Genomic DNA, 21,083 nt, shown 5'->3' with positions numbered 1-21,083 from the left:
TTAGCTCAGTGTGATGAAAAGAGAATAATAATGGGGAACGAGATGTTTAAGCCTTTTGTGAATGGAAATGAGTCTTCCGCAATCTATGACCTAACGCTGGAAAATCAGGTCGATTGTGTGAGCCTATATGGCAATCTGCAAATAACCAAAGATCAGGTCGGTTTACAGGCTGCCAAGAAGTTGCAAGCCTTTATTAATGAGCTGGTGGCAGCCCTGGAACAGGAAAATCTCCCTGAAAAAATTCAGCGCCAACCTGAACAGGAAATCGAAAATCCATTTCTATAAAAAATGCTTTAAGAAACCATCGTTTCCTTATCAACTTGATTAAGAACTATAAATGGTATTGTTCTTCCGCCACTGTTGTGGGGTTAAACCAGTCCAAAGCTTAAATGCGCGCTGAAAAGCGCTTTGTTCTGAATAGCAAAGCAGCAGGGCAATCTCCTGTAAACTCAGGTGTGGGTCTTTTAGATATTCAGTTGCCAGCATAAAGCGAACTTCCTGTACCCGTTCCTGAAAAGTGGCATTTTGCTGTTGCAGGTGGCGTTGTAACTGCCGAACCGAAACCCCCAGTTTCTTCGCAATAAAGTCGATCTGGTATTGGTTCTTTTGCAGGCCTGTCAAAATGGCGTGCTGCAGACGTTGATCGAGTTGAGTGGAATTGGGAAGCTTATCCAATAAAGCTTGAGCTTGTTGTAGCAACAATTGCTGTAAAGTGTGATCGCCTGTTCGAAGTGGCTTAAAGGCTTCGGTAACAGGTAGAAGTAGCTGAGTTTTAGGCTGATCAAAACGGACTTTACAACGGAAATACTGCTCATAAACCATAATGTTTTTCGGTGCGGTATTCACAAAATGCACTTCGTGTAGATTGAGATCTTCACCTGACAGAAATAACTTATGGAATTGCACCATCAGCGCAATTGCAATTTCATCTGTTAATTGGGTTGGGTTGGGTTCTGGAGCTTCCCAGCGGATTGATGCGTAGGGTGGGTTAAATTCAACGACGAGAGGGCTACCATCATAAATTAAGCGATGAAAATCATGATAACGCGCCAATGCTTCGCCCAAGTTTTCACATGACAGTGCGAGATAAGCAATAATTCCTAAATGTTTAGGTTGTACGTGCTCTGCAATTTCTAAGCCTAAACCTGTCTTGGGATTTAAACGATTAAGATCTTCAAGTAAGTCACGCCAAATGACGTAATCAAAACGTTCAAGATTTTGGACTTGTTGTAATTGCTCAGGAATTTCAATATTTTTTGTTTCGCAATAAGCCTTTAATAAATGCCCTAATCCGCCATAAACAGAGCCTGTATAGTTCTTGAGTTGGGACATCCTGTCTACTCCTTATTCTGTCGTGTTTTGTCAATATAAATATATCGTATCGTCAATACTTCGCCTACAAAAATTTATATCTTTAAAAAAATAAGGAAACATTTGGAGAAAACCATGTTGAAGGGTTTTGTTGCAGGTTTGGCAGTTGTAAATGCATATGAATGGTTTGCTCATAAATATCTATTGCATGGGGTACACCGTAAAGGCAAGCCACGTTTCAGTCCAACGCCAAAACAGATGGAATCGCATTGGGCACATCATCGTGAAGTCCGTAAACAAGACTTTTCTGATGATTGTTATGTGGAAGGTCTAGACAGTTGGCGTACACGTAATGAAATTATGTCATTGGCTGTGGTTGCAACCGTGTTGAGTGCGGCAGCCTATCCATTCTCCAAAGGGATGGCGCTGTCATTCTGGTATTGTGCAGGTAATTATTATTATGTGCATCGCCGTTCTCATTTAGAGCCAGAATGGGCAAAAAAACGTATTCCCTGGCATTATGATCATCACATGAACTCAAATCAAGATGCGAATTGGTGTGTGACCCGTCCATGGTTTGATTATGTCATGGGCACACGCGTGGTTTCATCTGCTGATTTAAAAGAAGCCAATCCACTCGGTTTACCTCTACCTGCGCCACTTTCCAAAGCGCTGACTCAAGCGATTGAATCGGTTTTCCCTGCGAAGTGGGTTGAGCAAAAACCAAAGTTAGTGACACCACCTGTAGCCGATGCGGAGCAACAAGAATCAGTTGCTTAGTGAAAAATGCGAAGTGTGACAATAAAGCACCAAAATTTTGACGAATCACGACAATACTTCAGTCGTCCATGTCGTGAATTGTCAATAAAATCTGTTTTTAATGTCAATATTTTTGTTCATTTTATAGCTATTTTGATTCAAGCATTTGAAATGCACAGAATTTTCAAAATGACAAAATTCACGTTTACCCTCTAGCGTTGTATAAACGCAGTTTCCATACCTTGCTTAGGCAAGGTATTTTTTTGCCTGAGGAAATGTTGAGTGAATAAAAAACCTCTCAAACGATGATTTTGAGAGGTTGGTTTTTTGAGTAATACTCGCGTTTAAAGACGCATTTCAATCCCTTGCTCAGCCAAATATTGCTTAGCTTCTGGAATGGTGTGTTGACCAAAATGGAAAATTGAAGCAGCCAGTACCGCATCTGCACCGCCTTTCAAAATTCCGTCAGCCAAATGTTGTAAATTGCCTACGCCACCTGATGCGATGGTCGGAATATTGACACGATCATTGATCTGACGCATCAAGGCAATGTCATAACCCGCTTTGGTTCCATCGGCATCCATACTGGTAATCAGCAATTCGCCCGCACCGAAGTCAGCCATTTTCACAGCCCATTCAATCGCATCAATTCCTGTTGGCTTACGACCACCGTGGGTAAAGATTTCCCACTTGTTTTCGCCAGTTTTTTTCGCATCAATTGCGACCACAATACATTGTGCGCCAAAACGCTGTGAGGCTTCCTGCACAAACTCAGGCGTAAATACTGCTGCCGAGTTGATACTGACTTTATCAGCACCCGCATTTAGTAATAAACGAATATCTTCAACTTTACGGACACCACCACCAACAGTTAAAGGTACAAACACGCTTTCAGCCATACGTTCGACTGTACGATAAGTCGTATCCCGCCCATGATGGGTTGCAGTAATATCAAGGAAGGTAATTTCATCGGCGCCTTGTTCGTTATAACGACGTGCAACTTCGACAGGGTCACCTGCGTCACGAATATCAAGGAATTGAACGCCTTTAACAACTCGGCCATTATCAACATCCAAGCAAGGGATAATACGTTTTGCGAGCATAAATTTTTCCAATTATAACAGCCGATTATGAAACTCACCTCCGCAGATGCTACACCTTGATAGAGGGAGAAGGTATTCTATCAAATTCGATATGTTTTTTTGCAGGTTTTCTATGTCGGTTTATACCCCGTTGAGTTTAAAGGAAGTTCAGTCCTTCGCAGCACCTTATGGACTAAAGGTTCAGGAACTGATTCCAATTCAAGGCGGTATTCAGAATACAAACTATTTTTTAGTGAACGAGGATGGTTCGCAGTTTGTACTTACAGTATTTGAAGAGATGAATGCAGCACAGGCAGGTGAACTGGTGCCAGTACTTGAGCATCTGGGCAATGCACATTTGCCAGTTGCGGTGCCCTTAAAACAGGCTGAAGCTGCAATTGGCCAGATTGCCGGAAAGCCTGCCCAGATTGCACCACGACTGGTAGGAGAGCACCCTATACCGGCCAATACTGCCCAGACAGCTGAGGTTGCCAGAGCACAGGCAAAATTGCATGTCGCTTTACAGGATTTTGATTTTGAGCGCCAGAGCTACCGTAATCATAGTTACTGGAGTCAGGTTGCTGCTGAACTAAGACCCGACATGGATGTACAAGACCAGCTTTTACTGGATAGTGTATTTCAGCAGTTTGAAGTATTTCAGGCTAAATACCCGCAGCGCCCGCTTGGCTTCATTCATTCCGATCTGTTTCGTGACAATACCTTATTCGAGGGTGACACTTTAAAGGGAATTCTGGACTTTTATGAGTTAAACCATGATGAATTGCTGTTTGATATTGCCATTACGATTAATGATTTCTGTAGCGATTATCCGGCGGTGAAACTTGATCAGACACGGGTACAAGCCTATCTGGAAAATTATCAGACTGTGCGTATGCTGACAGAAGATGAAAAAGCCTGTCTGCCGGTTTATCTGGCCATGGCAGCCTGCCGTTTCTGGTTAATGCGTCTGCAAGTAGCACAGAAGAATGCGCAGGAACAGCGAGGTGGAGAGGATATCTTGCAAAAAGACCCGCTAGAAATGCGTAATATGCTACAAAATCGTCTGGCACTTATCGGGAAGTAAGGCAAATGATGCGTGATCAGGGGCGACTGGTAGAGTGGTTTGATGAAAAAGGTTATGGATTTATTCAACCCAATGAGCCTGATAAAGGACGGGTATTTTTACATATAAAGGATTTTGCCCGACCTGGACCCCGGCCAATTATTGGTTGTGCACTAGAATATCTGGTTATTCTGGATGCACAGGGCCGCTATCGTGCTCAGCAGGTGACCTATCTCACAGCTGCACAGGCCCGTAAAAAACCAGCCCGGCAGCAGACACGTTCACAATCTAAAAAAGCTTTGCAGCCCTTTCAGCTTCTGATCGCAGTCTATTTTATAATGTTGGGTATAGTGACTGCGAGTGGTCTTATAAATGGACTGCTTTTATTATTTACTATGCTCATGAATGTAGCAACTTACTGGTTTTATGCTCAGGATAGAGAAGCAGCACAGGCCGGACGGCGCCGTATATCTGAGCAGACTCTACATATATTATCCTTTCTGGGAGGGTGGCCTGCTGCCTGGTTAGCCCAACAGAAACTGCGACATAAAACACAAAAACAACCTTTTCGAAAAATATATTGGATTACTATAGTTCTAAATATCCTGTTGGTTTTATGGCTGATTTCTCCTTTGAATCCCTATTGATTCAAATTCATACTTAAAAAAGGAAAAATAAATGAATTCTGGTACTGTCATGAATGACTCAAGACGCAGTCTGACTTTCAGTCTGTATATTCTTTATATTCTGGCGATTTTCACAGCTGGTTTGCTGGCTGTAGTGGCGCTGGTGATCAATTATGTTAAACAGGACCAGATGCGCGGCGGTATCTATGAAAGTCATTTCACTTGGCAGATTCGGACATTCTGGTGGTATCTGATCTGGAATATTGTGGCTTTTATACCTTTTATCTTTTTGCTGTTTACAGATAATAATGCCGATGCTTTTGCCTCAGTTCTGCTACTTGCCTCAGGTTTTTGTGTAGGAGTAATCGGGTTGGCATGGCTATGGATTGTATACCGTGCTATTAAAGGTTTATTGCGTTTAAATGAAAATAAAGCCATGTATGAATAATTTTAAATTAATTTCAAAAGCCTGAAACATCAGGCTTTTTTATTATTTAAAGTATTTAAATCTTCAGTAACAGGCTCTATATCTTTTGAACCTAAAAATTTAGGTCGCCATTCACTTATCATAATGCTCAGAACGACCAGAGCACCCCCTATTAAAGCTAATGGCGCCAGACGCTCACCTGCAAGCCGGCCAAACAGGCTGGCCCAGATGGGTTCTCCTGCATAGATAATTGCCGCACGGGATGACTCTACATAACGCTGTGCCCAGTTCATGACCAGTTGAATAATTGCACTGCTTATTCCTAAACCAAATGCTGCTACTGCAAGCTGCCAGGAAAATACCGGAATACTGTGCTCTCCCAGAAATGGCATGCTCATAAAACTTAACACCGAAGTAAAAACCAGCTGAATAACTGTTACCCGCCGCAAATCTACCTTTCCTGCAAAATAGCCGATCAGGATAATTTCCAGTGCAATGGCGATAGCACCAAATAATGTGAGCGCCTGTCCAAAACTAAAAGAGATCTGTGTAAAACCATTACCAGTCAAGAGTACCAATCCGCTAAAGGCCAGAATGACACCTATCCAGGTCATGATATGTGGTATTTTACGGAAGATAATCCAGAGTAAAAATGGAACAAGCGGAACATAGACTGCCGTAAGAAATGCTGACTCACTGCTACTGATGGTCTGTAAACCAATAGTCTGCGTGCCATATCCAATCGCAATGGTGCAGCCAATTAGAAAGCCTGCTAACAACTCTCGCAGATTGAGGCCACGCATGATTCTCCAGGATAGCAGCAGCACCGCCAGAGCTGCGGCTGCAAACCGGCAGCCTACAAAAAACATTGGTGAACTATAATTCAGAGCAAACTGGACTGTCAGGAAAGTTCCACCCCAGATCACTGTTATCAGAATCAGGGCAAATTGTGGCAGCAGCGAAGAGGAAGCGAGTTTGGATAAATTTGCAGTATTCATTACATCTGGCTTGGTTTTAAGGCCCGCCTATATTGCGACAAGCTTGCACTAGATACAACCTTTGCTAGTTTTCAGTTAAACCCTATTCATAAGCAGTTATTATATTTTTACTTTGTTTTACTTGCTGCTCATTTATAAAGCGGCAATACACTATAAAAAGAGGTTTCAGTTAATATAAAAAAGAGGCCAGATGGCCTCTTTAAATCTGGCTGTATATTTACAGCACTACAGGCGATTGCTCGTCAAGAAGCAATTGTGCTTCACGCAGGCTGAGCGTACCTTCATAGATTGCACGACCGGTGATTGCACCCAAGATGCCTGGCTGGTCTTTCAGCATACGGATATCTTCCATATTGGTTACGCCACCAGAAGCAATAACAGGTAACCCCGAGTACTGGGCCAAGGCTACAGTCTGCTCAATATTTACACCTTGCATCATCCCGTCACGTGCAATATCAGTATATACAATACTGGATACACCCGCATCTGCAAATCGTTTGGCTAGTTCTGTCGCTTTAACATCAGTAACGTTAGCCCAGCCATCAGTAGCGACCATACCATCTTTGGCATCGATACCCACAATAATGCGTCCAGCAAATTTTTTACAGGCTTCTTCAACAAATTCAGGATTTTGAACTGCTTTAGTTCCAATAATAACGAAAGACACCCCGGCTTCAAGATAATGTTCAATCGTTTCCAGAGAGCGGATTCCGCCACCAATCTGCACAGGCAGTTCTGGTTGTGCCCGTACAATAGCTTCAACTACAGGTTTATGAATGGGTGTACCTGCAAAAGCACCGTTCAGATCGACCAGATGCAAACGACGTGCCCCTTCATTGACCCAATGCTGTGCAGTTGCTACCGGATCATCAGAAAACACCGTATCGTCTTCCATACGGCCCTGTTTTAAACGGACACATTTACCATCTTTTAGATCAATTGCCGGGATGATCAGCATGCTTTCGCTCCTTGCTTAACCTGTTGAATTTTATTGGTCTAATCTTAACAATAAACTTGAATTTTCTAAATGCTATATTTTGATCTATCAATAAAATAAGACTGACTTAAATTAGGCTAGATATTGTCAGCTTAGAGTTATGTTTTTGTATTATTCAGTATGGCATTCTATATAAAAACAAACATGTTATTAAGTGAATTCAGCAATTAACTTCAGGCTAAGTATCCAAATGATAAGGTGCGGTAATTGAGCTGCTATTATCAGTCTGAACTAGTAACTATGTCCCGCAATTAAAGGGAATATCAAATCACTTATCTGATTCGCTGCTGATCAATTAAAATTCTATTCATAGATGTAGCTATCTTTACATAAGATCAGGCACATCATTTATAAAACAGAAAATCTGGATAACCATTACGCGGTCACTGGTCTAAACAGTTCACCTGTTCAAGCAGCCGTAAAGTATGCTCAGGCAATAGGCTACGTTTTCTGAGTTCCTGAAATACCAGCAGTGCTGCATAAACATCTGCTGCTGCATAGCCGATTTGTGTTGAGCTTAAACGCATATTAGACCAGTCAGATATACTGATTTTTTTAAATTTGGGAAAATTTTGCTGGAATAGCAGGGCCACAGCATTTTTTAAACCTATAGGCTGCTTAAAGCCAAATGCAGAAAAGCATTTTGAGAGTTCTACTGTACTTTGCAGTTCTATACCTTTTTTCCGGAACAGGTGAACATCATTTTTTAAACCAAAACCGACCTTCACCTGTTTCTGATTTGCCAATATTGGCTTGAGAAAATTGAGGATGTCTGGGTTAAGCTGAAACAGGAACACCTTTTCTGCAGTGGCCAGTTGGATAAGATGAGGCCCTGTTGAAATCTCGCCACGTCTAAAAGTCGGTTTAGATTCTGAATCAAAACCCAGTACAGTAGCCGTAACTAACTCATATTGCAGAGGTAGACAGTCTTTCAGACTGCTAAGCACATAGATATGTGAAGCATCTAAATTTTTAAAGAGAGGAAGCTTATTGATTTCTTCTTTATTCGGGAGCAGAGAAAGTTCAGTGCTTTCAGGCATAACAAAAGCTCCCGAGTAAAAGTATCAGTTATTTATAATACTCCAGCCGATACATGGCTTGAGTATAGGCCTGCTATTCAGCCCGTTGCTGTATTTCAAGCTGGCTATATTGTGCTTTTTGTACATAGTCCTGATAAGCTGGAACAGCAATAGCTGTTAAAATTCCGAGTGGAACAATCAGTATATATAACCAGCCTAGCACCTTTTCCCAAGTTGCGGTTGCACGCGGCAGCCCATAGTTATTTATGCCTTCATCACCACGGGCAAAGAACAGATATAATATTAAAAACAGATTCACCAGCGGTACTAGCATCAGCAGTGATAACCAGCCGGTATGATTGCGGTCATGCAGACGCCGAATGGTAAAAATAAAGCTAAAGTATATCAGGACAATATACAAGATCCCCATCATGATCAGACCAGGTATAGAGATGTTCTCTGCACCCTCAGCAGTATTAAATAAACCCGGTGCAAAAAGTCCTATTAAGAAAACAAGCAGGATAACGCCGAAACTCATCAGCATGTTCCATCCTAAAAAGGACAGGCGTCCAAAACGGCCATGTGCTTTTAAAGGTGAATCTGTAGTTGAACTGAAACTGGAAGTCATTTTTTATAATCCTTAATGTTTTTATTAAGTTTTTGTTTAAAGCAGTAGGCATCATAAACAAGCTTGAACAAAAGGAAAAGTGAAAACTTCTAAACTATAGGTTTAAAGCTGAATTACAATAAAAAAGCCCACCTGATGATGAGCTATGGTAAAAGGTTTTAGACCTGTTTAAATCTTCCAGTCCACAAAGTTTTTAAGTAACTGTAGACCGGCAGTATGACTTTTTTCTGGATGAAATTGGGTGGCGAATAGATTATCTTTTTGGATAGCTGTACAGAAGTCCAGTCCATAATGGCAGGTTGCCGCAACCAGTTCAGGGTTCTGTGGTTCGACATAAAAACTATGCACAAAATAAAAACGGCTATCCTGAGCAATATTTTTCCACATTGGATGACTTGGTTCAGCCTGCTTAACCCGGTTCCAGCCCATGTGGGGAACTTTTAAACCTTCAATCTCAGGAAAACGCTTCACTGCGCCTGCAAAAATACCCAAGGCATCGGCGCCACCATTTTCCTCAGAATATTGCATTAATGCCTGCATGCCGACACATATAGCCAGAACCGGTTTATTGAATACTGCATTTTTAACAACATCATCAATTCCGGCTTCATGCATACCTTGCATACAGTCACGCATTGCCCCAACACCGGGGAACACAATTTTATCTGCCTGAGCAATGAGTTTAGGGTCATTGGTGACATCAACAGTAGCACCCACATACTCTAGTGCTTTCGCGGCCGAGTGCAGATTGCCCATGCCATAGTCAAGTAAAGCAATACGGGTCATTACAGGCTACCTTTAGTTGAAGCCACAGTATTTTCTGCACGTGGATCGACTTCACATGCCATACGCAGGGCACGTGCAAAGGCTTTGAATACACTTTCGATCTGGTGGTGTGAATTTTTCCCTTTCAGATTGTCGATATGCAAGGTCATTAAGGAATGATTGACAAAGCCCTGGAAGAATTCAGAAAACAGGTCTACATCAAAACTGCCAATACGGGCACGGGTAAATGGAATATCCATAAACAGACCCGGACGGCCAGAGAGATCGACTACAACACGTGACAGTGATTCATCCAGTGGCGCATAAAAGTGTCCATAGCGGCGCAATCCCTTTTTATCACCCAGTGCCTGGGCAAAAGCCTGACCTAACGTAATACCACAATCTTCTACTGTATGGTGGTCATCAATTTCCAGATCACCATCACAATGAATATCAATATCAAAAAGACCATGACGCTTGATTTGATCAATCATATGATCTAAAAAGGGAATGCCAGTATTTAAGGTGCCCTGACCCGTACCATCAAGGTTGAGACGAACTCGAATCTTGGTTTCGTTAGTATTTCTTACCACTTCACTGATACGTTGCGTCATGGACACATTCCTCAAAAACGTCAAAAATGTTTGATGTGAAAACTTGCGCTGTGTTGATCAAGGTCAAAGCCACAGCATATTAGATTGCTCAGGAGGGTTAATCAATGCCTATTACCGTACATGCTCATACTTCTCTAGAAAATGCAGAAGTCCGCAGTCAGCTTGAGCGATTGTATGACACCAGTCCGGAATTCGGAGACGGGCAGGATGCGGTCGAGCAACTTGAACAGCATCTGGCCCAGTATACAACGTTGTATACAGCAGAGTTTAATACCAAAATTATAGGTGCAATCTGGTGTACGGGACAAGGGGAGAGCAAAACTCTGGAATATATCGTAGTACATCCAGCAAATCGTGGTCGTGGAGTTGCTGAACGTCTGGTCAGTGAAGTCTGCCGCTATGAAGAGGCAAAAGAAGTCAAAAGGTTTGAGCCAGGCTGTGGGGCTATCCATCGTTGCTTGGCACATCTAGGCAAACTGTAAAGATATAACTAGGCAAATATAGCTTAAGAGGATATTAAGTTTATCAGTCTCGCTATTACTGCTTGTTCAATCTTTTTAATTTTGCATGAAAAATAATCTTTTAAATATTTTTATAAAGGAAAGACTTGACGATCAGTTAATTAGATTGTTTAATACGCCCCACATCGGCGCGATAGCTCAGTCGGTAGAGCAACGGATTGAAAATCCGTGTGTCGGCAGTTCGATCCTGCCTCACGCCACCATATTTGTGTTTTCAGTCCCTGATCCCATCAGGGATTTTTTTTGCTTAAAATATATGCATTTAAACTAAAAAAAACTGATTTTTGTTGACTCTTGCCAGCAGATACGGCTTAATACACCTCATCGGCGCGATAGCTCAGTCGGTAGAGCAACGGATTGAAAATCCGTGTGTCGGCAGTTCGATCCTGCCTCACGCCACCATATTTGAAAAGCCCCATATACTGTATGGGGCTTTTTTTATGCTGATTAAAAATAATGAATATAGCTAAAGGGCAAAATCAGGAGTCTTTATTAATATTTAGATACTGATTTAACTGAGCGTAACAGAATTAATGGTTAATTATTATACAAAATAAAACAAGTGACTTATATATTGAATTGATACCAGCTCTGGAGTGACATTGCTATGCACTTCTTTAAATACATTATTCTGATAGTTTTTAGCATGAATGCTTCGATAGCAGTTTTTGCACAAAGTGTCGAACTGCCAGTATTAAAAGTCATGGCTGAGCCTGAGATGCGCCAGGAAACTGGGTTTATTCCCTATCAGGAGAGGAAAAGCGAGCAGCGTGCTTTACAGCATCGGATGATGCAGATTGAGGATGACTTGCAGAATATCACTGTTAATGCCCATCCGGTGCGGAATATTGAAGCGAGTGAGGGCAGGCCAGAGGTTAATATGGATCATCTGCCCTTAGCCTTACAACAGCATTTACTGGCAATAGCAGCAGGTTTACAGTCAGATAACCCGATGCGTGGGCTGGAGATCATGTTACAGCCATTTCGTAATGAATCAGGACAGATTCAGTGGGATTTGGGTAAGGTTTCGCTAGGTACACTAGAGACTCAGGCCCTTAGAGACATAGACTTTAGTCAGCCAGTTACCACTATACCCCGTCTTCGTATAAATTAATCCAGTTCTTGCTATTGCAATAATTCAGACAAGAAAAAACGCCCAGATGGGCGTTTTTTAACAAACTGATATTAAGCAGTTTTTACTGCAGGCTCAACAGCCAGCATATGTCCATTTTCTTCAAAGTTAATATGCCATTGCAGCGCTTCACGAAGCAGATGTGGTGTATGGCCACCTTTAGCAGTTGAACGGTCAAAATAGTCGTTCAAGGCATCTTTATAAAGTGGGTGTACACAGTTCTCGATAATTACACGGGCACGCTCACGTGGAGCCAGTCCACGAAGGTCAGCTAGACCCTGTTCTGTAACCAGAATATCAACATCGTGTTCGGTATGGTCAACATGAGATACCATTGGAACGATTGAAGAAATATCGCCCCCTTTTGCAATCGATTTAGTTACAAAAATTGCCAAGTGTGCATTGCGGGCAAAGTCACCTGAACCACCAATACCATTCATCATCTTGGTGCCGCAAACATGGGTAGAATTCACATTACCGTAAATATCAAACTCAAGCGCAGTGTTAATACCAATAATACCTAAACGGCGTACCAGCTCAGGGTGGTTTGAAATTTCTTGTGGACGTAATACAAACTTGTCTTTATATGCTTCCAGGTTGCCGAAAACACGCTCACCACACTGGGTAGACAATGTCATTGAACAGCCAGAAGCAAATTTCATTTTACCGGCATCGATTAGCTCAAAAGTACAGTCTTGTAATACTTCTGAATACATCACCAGATCTTCAAAGTTTGAATCTTTAAAGCCGGTCAGTACAGCATTGGCAATTGAGCCGATACCTGCTTGCAAAGGGCCCAAATTTTTCGGTAAACGGCCATCAGCAACCTCTTTTTCAAAGAAATTAATCAAATGATTGGCAATTGCCTGAGTTTCCACATCTGGTGGTGTTACTGTAGATGGAGAATCTGGTGTTTCATTAAATACAATACCAACGATTTTTGCAGGATCAATTGGAATCGCAGTTGAACCGATACGGTCATCTACCTGAGTTAAAGGTACTGGTGTACGGGTTGGGCGGTAAGTCGGAATATAGATGTCATGCAGACCTTCAAATTCTTCACTTACTGAAGTGTTAATTTCAATAATGACTTTTTCTGCAAAAATAGCAAAGCTTGCAGAGTTACCTACAGAAGTTGTTGGCACAATATGGCCATCTTCAGTAATTGCAACTGCTTCAATAACTGCAATATCCGGGCGTTTAAGCTGCAGGTTACGCATCTGTTCTACAGTTTCAGACAAATGCTGGTCAATAAACATTACTTCGCCATTGTTGATCGCACGGCGCAGTGTGTTATCTACCTGAAATGGCATGCGACGAGCCAGCACGCCAGCTTCAGTCATCTGTTTGTCCAGATCGTTACCCAAGCTTGCACCGGTAATTAGGGAGATTTTTAAAGGATGCTGCTTGGCACGTTTTACCAGTGCCTGAGGAATTGCTTTGGCTTCACCTGCACGAGTAAAGCCACTCATACCGATAGTCATGCCATCTTGGATGAACTCGGCAGCTTGATCTGCACTGATTACTTTGTCATGAAGGGAGGCTAATCGAATACGATCTAAAGACATGGTTTACTCTCAATATGCTCGAAACTAGACGGATTGTACCGCCCAAAAAACAAATTGTGCATGCCTGTTAGGCTAAGGTCTAATTTTTTCAGAAAATGAAGGTATAAATATTTTTGATGATTTTTAAGCTACTATTTTTTAAATAAATATTTTTAAAGGCTAAGATAATTGTAAAATTCAAATGTCCAAAATTTAATCATGATTAAAAACGGTCACTTAGACTTTGCTTAATCTTTTCTAGCGGATTATGACTACTATTTTCTTCAGTTTTCTCTTTAGGTATCAGCAGTGAGATAATAGCTTCTAACCCGCCTTCAGGACGATTATGGATTTTAAGTTCGCCTTGATGGATATCAACAATACGTTTGACAATTGCTAAGCCCAAACCACTACCTTGCACGGTACGGGCGGAGTCTCCACGCACAAAAGGTTGCATCAGATCCTGAATCTGGTCTTCTGGAATTCCCTCGCCATGATCTGCTACCTTGATGATAATCCGGTCATTTTCTGTATAGGCAGACAGTTCGATTGGTTCAGCACCATAACGCTTGGCATTATTGATCAGGTTGCCAATCAGGCGTTTCAATGACAGGCTACGTGCTGGAATGATAGGAACATCCTGTGCTTCAAAACGAATATCTAGCGGTTTGAACTGAACAATCAATTCCTGTAGCAAGATGTTGATATTGGTGTCTTTCAATTCTTCGTCAGAGCCATCACGCATATAGGAGATGAACTGATTCAAAATTGCATCCATATCATCAACGTCATAAATCAGCCCTTCACGCAGGAATTCATCCGGTAACATTTCAGCAGTCAGACGAATTCGGGTCAACGGTGTACGTAAATCATGTGAAATACCTGCTAGCATGATCATCCGCTCGCGCTCTGTCTGCTCTAGCGTATAAACCATATGATTAAAGGCCTGATTTACCTGACGGATTTCTAGTGGACCATGATTGGTTTCCAGATAAGGTGCCTTCCCAGTTTTACTGTACTGGTTTGCCGCATTTTGCAGCCGACGTAAGGGGCGATTTAACTGCCGGACCAATGTCAAAATAATAATAGATGCAATAATCGGAACACCGAGCAGCCAACCAAAAATCAGTTCAGGGCTATAGTTGGCATAAGTTTTTAATGGTTCACGGACCCAGTTTCCGTGCATTTCGGGGGTCTGTATCCAGATTCTTGGGCTTGGCTTAAACTGGAAATACACCGTAACATTATCGACTTTTAACTCTCTAGCCAGCTTTTCCTCAATATGGTTAGTAAAGAATTCGGCGATCACCTTTTCTCGAACATTGGGATACTCTTTAGGGTCAGTGACATATTCAATTCCGACCCGATTTTTGAGCCAGGTATCTATATCCATTTCAACATTGTCATGGAAGATACGCAGTTTGGGGTTATTGATAATTTCAAGCTCAACAGCCAGATAACGGGCATGTTGCTGAATTTCAGGTAAATATAAAGTACGCCAGAAAAACCAGAGTGACATGACCAGACTGAACAGCACCACAAAACCGACCAGAACTGTAGTACGCATTGCTGCGGAGCGTGGCTTGATCTTGTCCAGGAAACGTTCCCCACGGGTGCGTTTTTTCTCTGAATAAGCCACATAGTCAGTAAATTCTTGTGGATCAATAGGGTCGAGTTTCACTCCAGATTCCTATAAGTGTATTTTATAGTCAGACTGTAATTTTATGACAGAATTTTAGCAGCTTGTCTTGGCTCAAAGGCCATAGGCAATGCGATTTTTTAAGCATTCTTATACGAATTAGCCATTCACTTTATTGGCAGATATAAAATCTCCCAGTAGTGAATGGCATGTACAAATCATTAGGATAATTCCGATCATAAAATAAACAGGTTATTCAGCGCCATCTGGCACAAAAACGTAACCTACGCCCCAGACTGTCTGAATATAACGCGCACGTGCCGGATTTTCTTCAATCAGACGACGCAGGCGAGATACCTGAACATCAATTGAACGTTCCATGGCACCCCATTCACGACCACGCGCCAGATTCATCAGCTTATCACGTGTTAGGGGCTCACGTGGATGCTGAACCAATGCCTTGAGCACGGCAAACTCACCAGTTGTTAAAGTGACCACCTGACCTTCACGTGTCAGCGTACGGGTCGATAAATCTAGAGACCATGGTCCGAAACTTACGACCTCTACCTGCTGACTAGGAGCACCAGGTACTTCACGGACCTGGCGACGCAGAACTGCCCGGATACGGGCAAGAAGTTCGTTCGGATTAAATGGTTTAGGCAGATAATCATCTGCACCTGCTTCAAGACCGGCAATGCGGTCAGAATCACTGCCACGCGCGGTCAGCATAATAATTGGAATATCAATATTGGACTGTCGTAAACGGCGGCAAATACTCAAGCCATCTTCAACTGGCAACATAAAGTCGAGTACAATCAGTGAAAACAGTTCACGTTGTAGCAGACGATCCATCTGGGTAGCATCATGTGCAGTTTTAACAACGAAGCCTTTATCTTCCAAAAAACGTTGTAACAGAGTACGCAAACGCACATCATCATCGACCACGAGGATACGTTCAACGCGATCTGTATCGGCTTGTACAGCATCTGTATGTTCAGCAGGTACAACTAGACTCATGATGTGCTCCTTTATTGTTTATTGTCATCGTGATCAGACCCATATACAGTATTGAGTATACGATGCTTACAATGAGTTTTACTATGCTCTAAAGCACCAAATATTGCAGTAAAAATCAAGACATAGATACCAAATATATACAGGTAAAAAATAAACAGGAACAGCCAGATCTTGGTAATTTACGGGAATTTTGTCGTAAAATTGCATAAAAACCATGGAACTTCACTAAATTAGCATTATTGCTGATGTGTAATTTAGATAAAACAATAGTAGATTTTATGGCCTTGGTCTTTATAATCACAGCTTTTAGTATTTATCCTTGTGGAATCAAACACGATGACTGACTTAGTTCAGCAGCTGGCAAGCGAGCTTGCCGTACGTCCAGATCAGGTTGAAGCTGCCATCAAGCTTATAGATGAAGGTGCCAGTGTTCCTTTTATTGCCCGTTACCGTAAAGAAGTGACACAAGGCTTAGACGATACGCAGCTACGTCAGCTTGATACGCGTTTATCCTATTTACGTGATTTAAATGAGCGACGCGCTAAAGTCATCGAATCGCTGAAAGAACAGAATAAATTAAGCGATGACTTGCTGGCCCGGGTCGAGGCCGTCGAAACCAAAAATGCTCTTGAAGAAATTTATGCACCTTATCGTCCAAAACGGACCAGCAAATCTTTCAAGGCAAGAGAAGCTGGGTTAGGGCCGGTTGCTGAGAAAATATTGGCTGAACAGGTTGACCCGAGTGAAGCACTTGCAGGGTTCTCGCATGAAGAGTACCCAGACCTGGAAAGCCAGCTGGATGCCATTCAGCATATTATTATTGATGAGTGGGCACAGAATATTGCGCTGACGGCTGAGCTTAAAGCCAACTTTGCAAAAACTGCCGTTTTGAAAAGTGCAGTAGCAAGTGAAGAGAAGAAAGAAGTTGGTAAAAAATTCCGTGACTATTTTGAATTTTCAGAAAATTTGAATAAAGTCCCTTCGCATCGTTTACTGGCCATGTTACGCGGGCGTCAGGAAAATGTGCTGGGCCTTAAAGTTGATGGTGAAAATGATCCGGCGATTCAGCGTATTGAGGTTGAATATCAGCTGGATCAAATTCAGCCACAGACACGTCAGGATTTTCTCAAGCAGACTGCAAAACTGTTCTGGATGGGTAAAGTACGTCCACAGGTTGAGCATTCATTACTGACCGAAAAGCGTTTAGCTGCTGAAAATGAAGCTATGCAGGTCTTTGCAGAAAACCTGCGTCATTTACTCTTGTCTGCACCGGCAGGTAGCCGACGTACATTGGGCGTAGACCCGGGTATACGTACTGGCGTAAAACTGGCAGTAGTGAATGAGTCAGGTGATGTACTCGCCCATAGTACGATTTATCCGTTTGCTCCAAAAGAAGATAAAGAAGGTTCAGTGGCCGAACTTGCGCGTTTGTGCCGTGAATTTAATATTGAACTGATTGCAATTGGTAATGGTACAGCCAGCCGTGAGACTGAAGCTGTAGTGGCTGAAATGATGGCAGCCAACCCGGATCTAAAACTGACCCGTGTGACTGTAAGTGAAGCTGGTGCATCAGTCTATTCAGCGAGTGAGCTAGCTTCTCAGGAATTGCCTGAACTGGATGTGTCTATTCGTGGAGCAGTATCTATTGCCCGTCGATTACAGGACCCACTGGCTGAGCTGGTTAAAATTGATCCGAAATCAATCGGCGTGGGGCAGTATCAGCATGATGTAAATCAGGCCGGTCTTGCAAAAACGTTAGATGCGGTAGTTGAAGATTGTGTAAATGCGGTGGGCGTAGACGTTAATACCGCCTCTTCTGCAATTTTAGGTTATATTGCTGGTTTAAATAAAGCAATTGCCCAACAAATTGTAGAATACCGTAAAGAGAACGGTCGTTTTGACAACCGTCAGGACTTGAAAAAAGTTCCCCGTTTGGGCGATCGTACATTTGAACAGGCAGCTGGTTTCTTGCGTATTCAAGAAGGTAATCAGCCATTAGATGCATCTTCTGTTCATCCGGAAAGTTATGGTCTGGTTGAGAAAATTGTTGAAGCCAAAGCCACTACTGTAAAAGATATTATTGGAAATAGTGAAATTATTCGTCAGGTAGACCCTAACCAGTTTATTGATGACAAGTTTGGTCTGCCTACTATCCAGGATGTATTGGCCGAACTGGAAAAACCGGGTCGTGATCCGCGCCCTGAATTCCGTACTGCCAAGTTCCGTGATGATATTACTGATGTAAAACAGCTGACTGAAGGTATGCAACTGGAAGGCGTGGTAACCAATGTTACTAACTTTGGCGCTTTTGTTGATATTGGCGTCCACCAAGATGGACTGGTACATATTTCAGAATTGGCAAACGAATTTGTTTCAGATCCGCACAAGATTGTAAAGCCGGGACAAATCGTACAGGTACGTGTGATTCAGGTCGATGCAGAGCGTAATCGCGTTAATCTTTCTATGCGACCTGAGGGTGCTGCTGCGCCGGTAAAAACATCACCACGTCCGCGTCGTGAACAAAATCAGGAGCAGCGTCCGGAGCGTAAGCCACAAGGTAAACGTCCTCAACATGCCCGTCCGCAAGGTGAACGCCCACAAGGGAAGAAACCACAGGCAGCTAAACCGCAGGAACAGAAAATTGGCGGATTAGGCGCTTTATTATTGCAAGCAGGTATTAAAGGATCTAAATAATCTCTGCGAAGTAAACGGAAACCTCCCAAGTGGGAGGTTTTCTTTTTCATCTAAAATAAATTGAAGAAAGTTTGGCTAAAAAGAATGGGTCTTGCACAAAGTTACTACCAGAATAATTTTTTAGAATTCAGGAATGAAAATGAAGAGGCTATATTAGGTTCACTGGCTTATCAGCATGAGTTCAGTCTTGATGAATTACAAAAAAGTGCATGGCTTAAGCAAATTACGATTTTAAAGAGAGCTCTTTGTATACTTGATCAAGGCGAGATCTTTTTTGAATTTCATATTCCACGTATGGGGAAACGTGTAGATAATATTTTGATCATTCAAGATTTGATTTTAGTCATTGAATTCAAAGTAGGAGATACGCAATACAGTCACTCAGCACAAATACAAGTAATTGATTACTGTTTGGACTTACTTAATTTTCATGCAGGTAGTCATAATCAGAAAGTAATTCCAGTTTTGGTGGCTACACAGGCAGCAGAAACTAGGCAGAATTGGGAGGAAATAGCCTCATTAAATGAGGCAGCATGCTGTAATGCAGAAAATTTTGGAGAGATACTTTCTGAAATTATTCAGCAATTTTCTCATAATTCAGTCATTAATACCCAATCTTGGCTGGAAGCTCCCTACAAACCGACACCGACAATTATTGAAGCAGCACAAGCTTTATATAAAGGCCATCAAGTCCAAGAAATTTCTCGTAGTGATGCAGGTATGATTAATCTTGAAATTACCTCTAATAAGATTGAGGAAATCATTGAATACTCCAAGCAAAATAAAATAAAGTCGATCTGCTTTTTAACCGGGGTACCTGGTGCAGGCAAAACGCTTGCTGGTCTAAATATTGCGAATCAGCGCTTGAAAAAGGACCAGACAGAGCATGCTGTTTTTCTTTCAGGTAATGGGCCATTGGTCGATGTATTACGTGAAGCATTGGTGCGCGATACAGTAAAAAATTTTAAATTGCAGGGCCTGTCAAAAAGTCGTCTAGCGGCAGAGCGTTCAGCAAAAGCGTTTGTACAGAATATTCATCATTTCCGAGATTATTATTTACGCTCTACAGAAATACCTGTTGAGCAGGTAGTGGTTTTTGATGAGGCGCAGCGGGCCTGGCAAAAAGAACAGGTTTCTAATTTTATGAAACTCAAAAAGGGGATTGATAATTTTACTATGTCTGAACCCGAGTTTTTGATCAATGTGATGAATCGGCATATAGATTGGTGTGTTGTAGTCTGTTTAATCGGTGGTGGTCAAGAAATTAATACAGGAGAAGCTGGCGTTACTGAATGGTTAGAAGCCTTGAAACAGAAGTTTTCTGATTGGCAAATTTATTATTCCGAAAAGATATTAGAAGACAGCGTTTATTTGGACTCTACAGAACATAGGAACTGGCTACAAACTACAGGCATTAATGAACAGGATTTACATTTAGCTGTCTCTGTACGTTCATTTAGAAGTGAGCGGGTATCACAATTAATTCAATATATTTTAGATGGGAATTCTCAGGCTGCTCAACAGCTCTATTCAGAGATCAGTTCTGATTATCCTGTCGTATTGAGCAGAAATTTGAAGTAAGCTAAACAATGGTTAAAAACCAGGGCAAAAGGATCGGAGCGTTACGGCATTGTAGCAAGCTCTGGAGCAAAGCGTTTAAGAGCAGATGGAATAGATATTAAAAGTAAAATTACTCCTGGACATTGGTTTCTGAATCTAGATACAGATGTACGCTCTTCATATTACCTAGAAGAGGTCGCTACCGAATTTGATATACAGGGTCTGGAAATTGACTATACCTGTATTGCTTGGGATATTAATTTTTATTTTGATCAGGAGTGGAAGTATCAGGCTTTCAAGGGTAGTACATGGCAGAAAATTAAAAATGAAGTCAAGCAAAAATACTTGCTAAATGCATATCGGGTTTTATTGACTCGCGCGCGACAAGGCATGGTAATTTATGTGCCTGAAATAGAGCAGGCCGACTGGACCCGGCCAGCGAAATATTATAATTCTACTTATCAATTTTTAATGGATTGCGGTTTCGAAACCTTAAAATGAAAAAGTAAGATGAAAAAAATCCAACTCTAGCAAGCATAAGGCAGAGTTAGATAAAAGTTAAATAAAATAGTGTAAAAATCACACATTATAGTAGCATAATCAGGCTTTAATTCAGAAAGATTGTCAGACAATATCAACTCGCTTTTTATAAAAACATCGATGTTAGTGTTACATCTGACCTCG

General features: G+C 41.9%; 19 protein-coding genes, 2 tRNA genes and 1 pseudogene. 11 read left to right on the top strand and 11 right to left on the bottom strand.

The genetic code is table 11. From position 1 onward, the window contains the following. Window positions 1-42 precede the first annotated feature (42 nt). Window positions 43-285, top strand: coding sequence for a hypothetical protein (locus tag ABZP31_RS13815; RefSeq protein WP_005404640.1), 243 nt, complete (start codon window positions 43-45; stop codon window positions 283-285). 39 nt (window positions 286-324) lie between these two features. Here ABZP31_RS13815 and ABZP31_RS13810 read toward each other — a convergent pair whose 3' ends face one another. After that, a complete protein-coding gene (locus ABZP31_RS13810) occupies window positions 325-1,332 on the bottom strand; it encodes an AraC family transcriptional regulator (protein ID WP_005404639.1) in 1,008 nt (335 codons plus the stop codon). A gap of 114 nt (window positions 1,333-1,446) precedes the next feature. Here ABZP31_RS13810 and ABZP31_RS13805 point away from each other — a divergent pair, with 114 nt between their 5' ends. Further along, a complete protein-coding gene (locus ABZP31_RS13805; RefSeq protein WP_004797727.1) occupies window positions 1,447-2,091 on the top strand; it encodes a sterol desaturase family protein in 645 nt (214 codons plus the stop codon). Window positions 2,092-2,414: 323 nt separating this feature from the next. On the opposite strand, the gene hisF is transcribed toward ABZP31_RS13805, so the two are convergent. Continuing rightward, a complete protein-coding gene (gene hisF / locus ABZP31_RS13800; RefSeq protein ID WP_004659983.1) occupies window positions 2,415-3,173 on the bottom strand; it encodes an imidazole glycerol phosphate synthase subunit HisF in 759 nt (252 codons plus the stop codon). A 112-nt stretch (window positions 3,174-3,285) separates the two neighbouring features. Here hisF and ABZP31_RS13795 point away from each other — a divergent pair, with 112 nt between their 5' ends. The 3 genes from ABZP31_RS13795 to ABZP31_RS13785 are packed head-to-tail and all read left to right on the top strand — an operon-like array spanning window position 3,286 to window position 5,289. Then, window positions 3,286-4,236, top strand: coding sequence for a homoserine kinase (locus tag ABZP31_RS13795; protein ID WP_005405260.1), 951 nt, complete (start codon window positions 3,286-3,288; stop codon window positions 4,234-4,236). Between the two features lie 8 nt (window positions 4,237-4,244). Further along, complete coding sequence (locus ABZP31_RS13790; RefSeq protein WP_017400563.1) at window positions 4,245-4,862, top strand: DUF1294 domain-containing protein; 618 nt, start codon at window positions 4,245-4,247, stop codon at window positions 4,860-4,862. A 31-nt stretch (window positions 4,863-4,893) separates the two neighbouring features. Further along, the gene (locus tag ABZP31_RS13785) at window positions 4,894-5,289 is read left to right on the top strand and encodes a hypothetical protein (protein WP_005404635.1); all 396 of its coding nucleotides are present in this window, start codon (window positions 4,894-4,896) and stop codon (window positions 5,287-5,289) included. 29 nt (window positions 5,290-5,318) lie between these two features. Here ABZP31_RS13785 and ABZP31_RS13780 read toward each other — a convergent pair whose 3' ends face one another. The 6 genes from ABZP31_RS13780 to hisB all read right to left on the bottom strand — a co-directional run bounded on the left by ABZP31_RS13780 (window position 5,319) and on the right by hisB (window position 10,289). Then, on the bottom strand, window positions 5,319-6,266 hold the full coding sequence (locus ABZP31_RS13780; protein ID WP_005017954.1) for a DMT family transporter: 948 nt from the start codon (window positions 6,264-6,266) through the stop codon (window positions 5,319-5,321). 217 nt (window positions 6,267-6,483) lie between these two features. Next, on the bottom strand, window positions 6,484-7,224 hold the full coding sequence (gene hisA, locus ABZP31_RS13775) for a 1-(5-phosphoribosyl)-5-[(5-phosphoribosylamino)methylideneamino]imidazole-4-carboxamide isomerase (RefSeq protein WP_005017957.1): 741 nt from the start codon (window positions 7,222-7,224) through the stop codon (window positions 6,484-6,486). Window positions 7,225-7,646: 422 nt separating this feature from the next. Beyond that, window positions 7,647-8,303, bottom strand: a complete 657-nt coding sequence (locus tag ABZP31_RS13770; RefSeq protein ID WP_005017959.1) for a 3'-5' exonuclease — start codon at window positions 8,301-8,303, stop codon at window positions 7,647-7,649. Window positions 8,304-8,376: 73 nt separating this feature from the next. Continuing rightward, on the bottom strand, window positions 8,377-8,910 hold the full coding sequence (locus ABZP31_RS13765) for a DUF805 domain-containing protein (RefSeq protein ID WP_005017961.1): 534 nt from the start codon (window positions 8,908-8,910) through the stop codon (window positions 8,377-8,379). A 168-nt stretch (window positions 8,911-9,078) separates the two neighbouring features. Next, entirely contained in the window at window positions 9,079-9,696 is a 618-nt protein-coding gene (gene hisH / locus ABZP31_RS13760) for an imidazole glycerol phosphate synthase subunit HisH (protein WP_005017963.1), read from the bottom strand. Beyond that, window positions 9,696-10,289, bottom strand: coding sequence for an imidazoleglycerol-phosphate dehydratase HisB (gene hisB / locus ABZP31_RS13755; RefSeq protein WP_005024164.1), 594 nt, complete (start codon window positions 10,287-10,289; stop codon window positions 9,696-9,698). The genes hisH and hisB overlap by 1 nt, the downstream gene beginning before the upstream one ends. A gap of 104 nt (window positions 10,290-10,393) precedes the next feature. Here hisB and ABZP31_RS13750 point away from each other — a divergent pair, with 104 nt between their 5' ends. The 4 genes from ABZP31_RS13750 (at window position 10,394) to ABZP31_RS13735 (ending at window position 11,924) form a co-directional block, all read left to right on the top strand. Next, on the top strand, window positions 10,394-10,771 hold the full coding sequence (locus ABZP31_RS13750; RefSeq protein ID WP_005017967.1) for a GNAT family N-acetyltransferase: 378 nt from the start codon (window positions 10,394-10,396) through the stop codon (window positions 10,769-10,771). Between the two features lie 166 nt (window positions 10,772-10,937). Further along, window positions 10,938-11,013 (top strand) — tRNA-Phe (locus ABZP31_RS13745). Between the two features lie 123 nt (window positions 11,014-11,136). Beyond that, a tRNA-Phe gene (locus tag ABZP31_RS13740) sits at window positions 11,137-11,212 on the top strand. A 244-nt stretch (window positions 11,213-11,456) separates the two neighbouring features. Further along, entirely contained in the window at window positions 11,457-11,924 is a 468-nt protein-coding gene (locus tag ABZP31_RS13735) for a hypothetical protein (protein ID WP_228127195.1), read from the top strand. Between the two features lie 71 nt (window positions 11,925-11,995). Here ABZP31_RS13735 and ABZP31_RS13730 read toward each other — a convergent pair whose 3' ends face one another. The 3 genes from ABZP31_RS13730 to ompR form a co-directional block, all read right to left on the bottom strand. Next, the gene (locus ABZP31_RS13730; RefSeq protein ID WP_005017988.1) at window positions 11,996-13,510 is read right to left on the bottom strand and encodes an acetyl-CoA hydrolase/transferase family protein; all 1,515 of its coding nucleotides are present in this window, start codon (window positions 13,508-13,510) and stop codon (window positions 11,996-11,998) included. Window positions 13,511-13,712: 202 nt separating this feature from the next. Beyond that, complete coding sequence (locus tag ABZP31_RS13725) at window positions 13,713-15,170, bottom strand: ATP-binding protein (RefSeq protein WP_005017989.1); 1,458 nt, start codon at window positions 15,168-15,170, stop codon at window positions 13,713-13,715. Between the two features lie 210 nt (window positions 15,171-15,380). Beyond that, a complete protein-coding gene (ompR, locus tag ABZP31_RS13720) occupies window positions 15,381-16,145 on the bottom strand; it encodes a two-component system response regulator OmpR (RefSeq protein ID WP_005017991.1) in 765 nt (254 codons plus the stop codon). Window positions 16,146-16,481: 336 nt separating this feature from the next. Here ompR and ABZP31_RS13715 point away from each other — a divergent pair, with 336 nt between their 5' ends. Continuing rightward, entirely contained in the window at window positions 16,482-18,839 is a 2,358-nt protein-coding gene (locus ABZP31_RS13715; RefSeq protein WP_005017993.1) for a Tex family protein, read from the top strand. 84 nt (window positions 18,840-18,923) lie between these two features. Beyond that, window positions 18,924-20,900: pseudogene (locus tag ABZP31_RS13710) on the top strand (DUF2075 domain-containing protein). Window positions 20,901-21,083: the final 183 nt, after the last annotated feature.

Origin of the sequence: Acinetobacter sp. FL, from assembly GCF_040744925.1 — a bacterium.
In the GTDB taxonomy this organism is placed as follows: Bacteria; Pseudomonadota; Gammaproteobacteria; order Pseudomonadales; family Moraxellaceae; genus Acinetobacter; species Acinetobacter radioresistens.
This window is presented reverse-complemented; position numbering and strand designations above follow the sequence as displayed.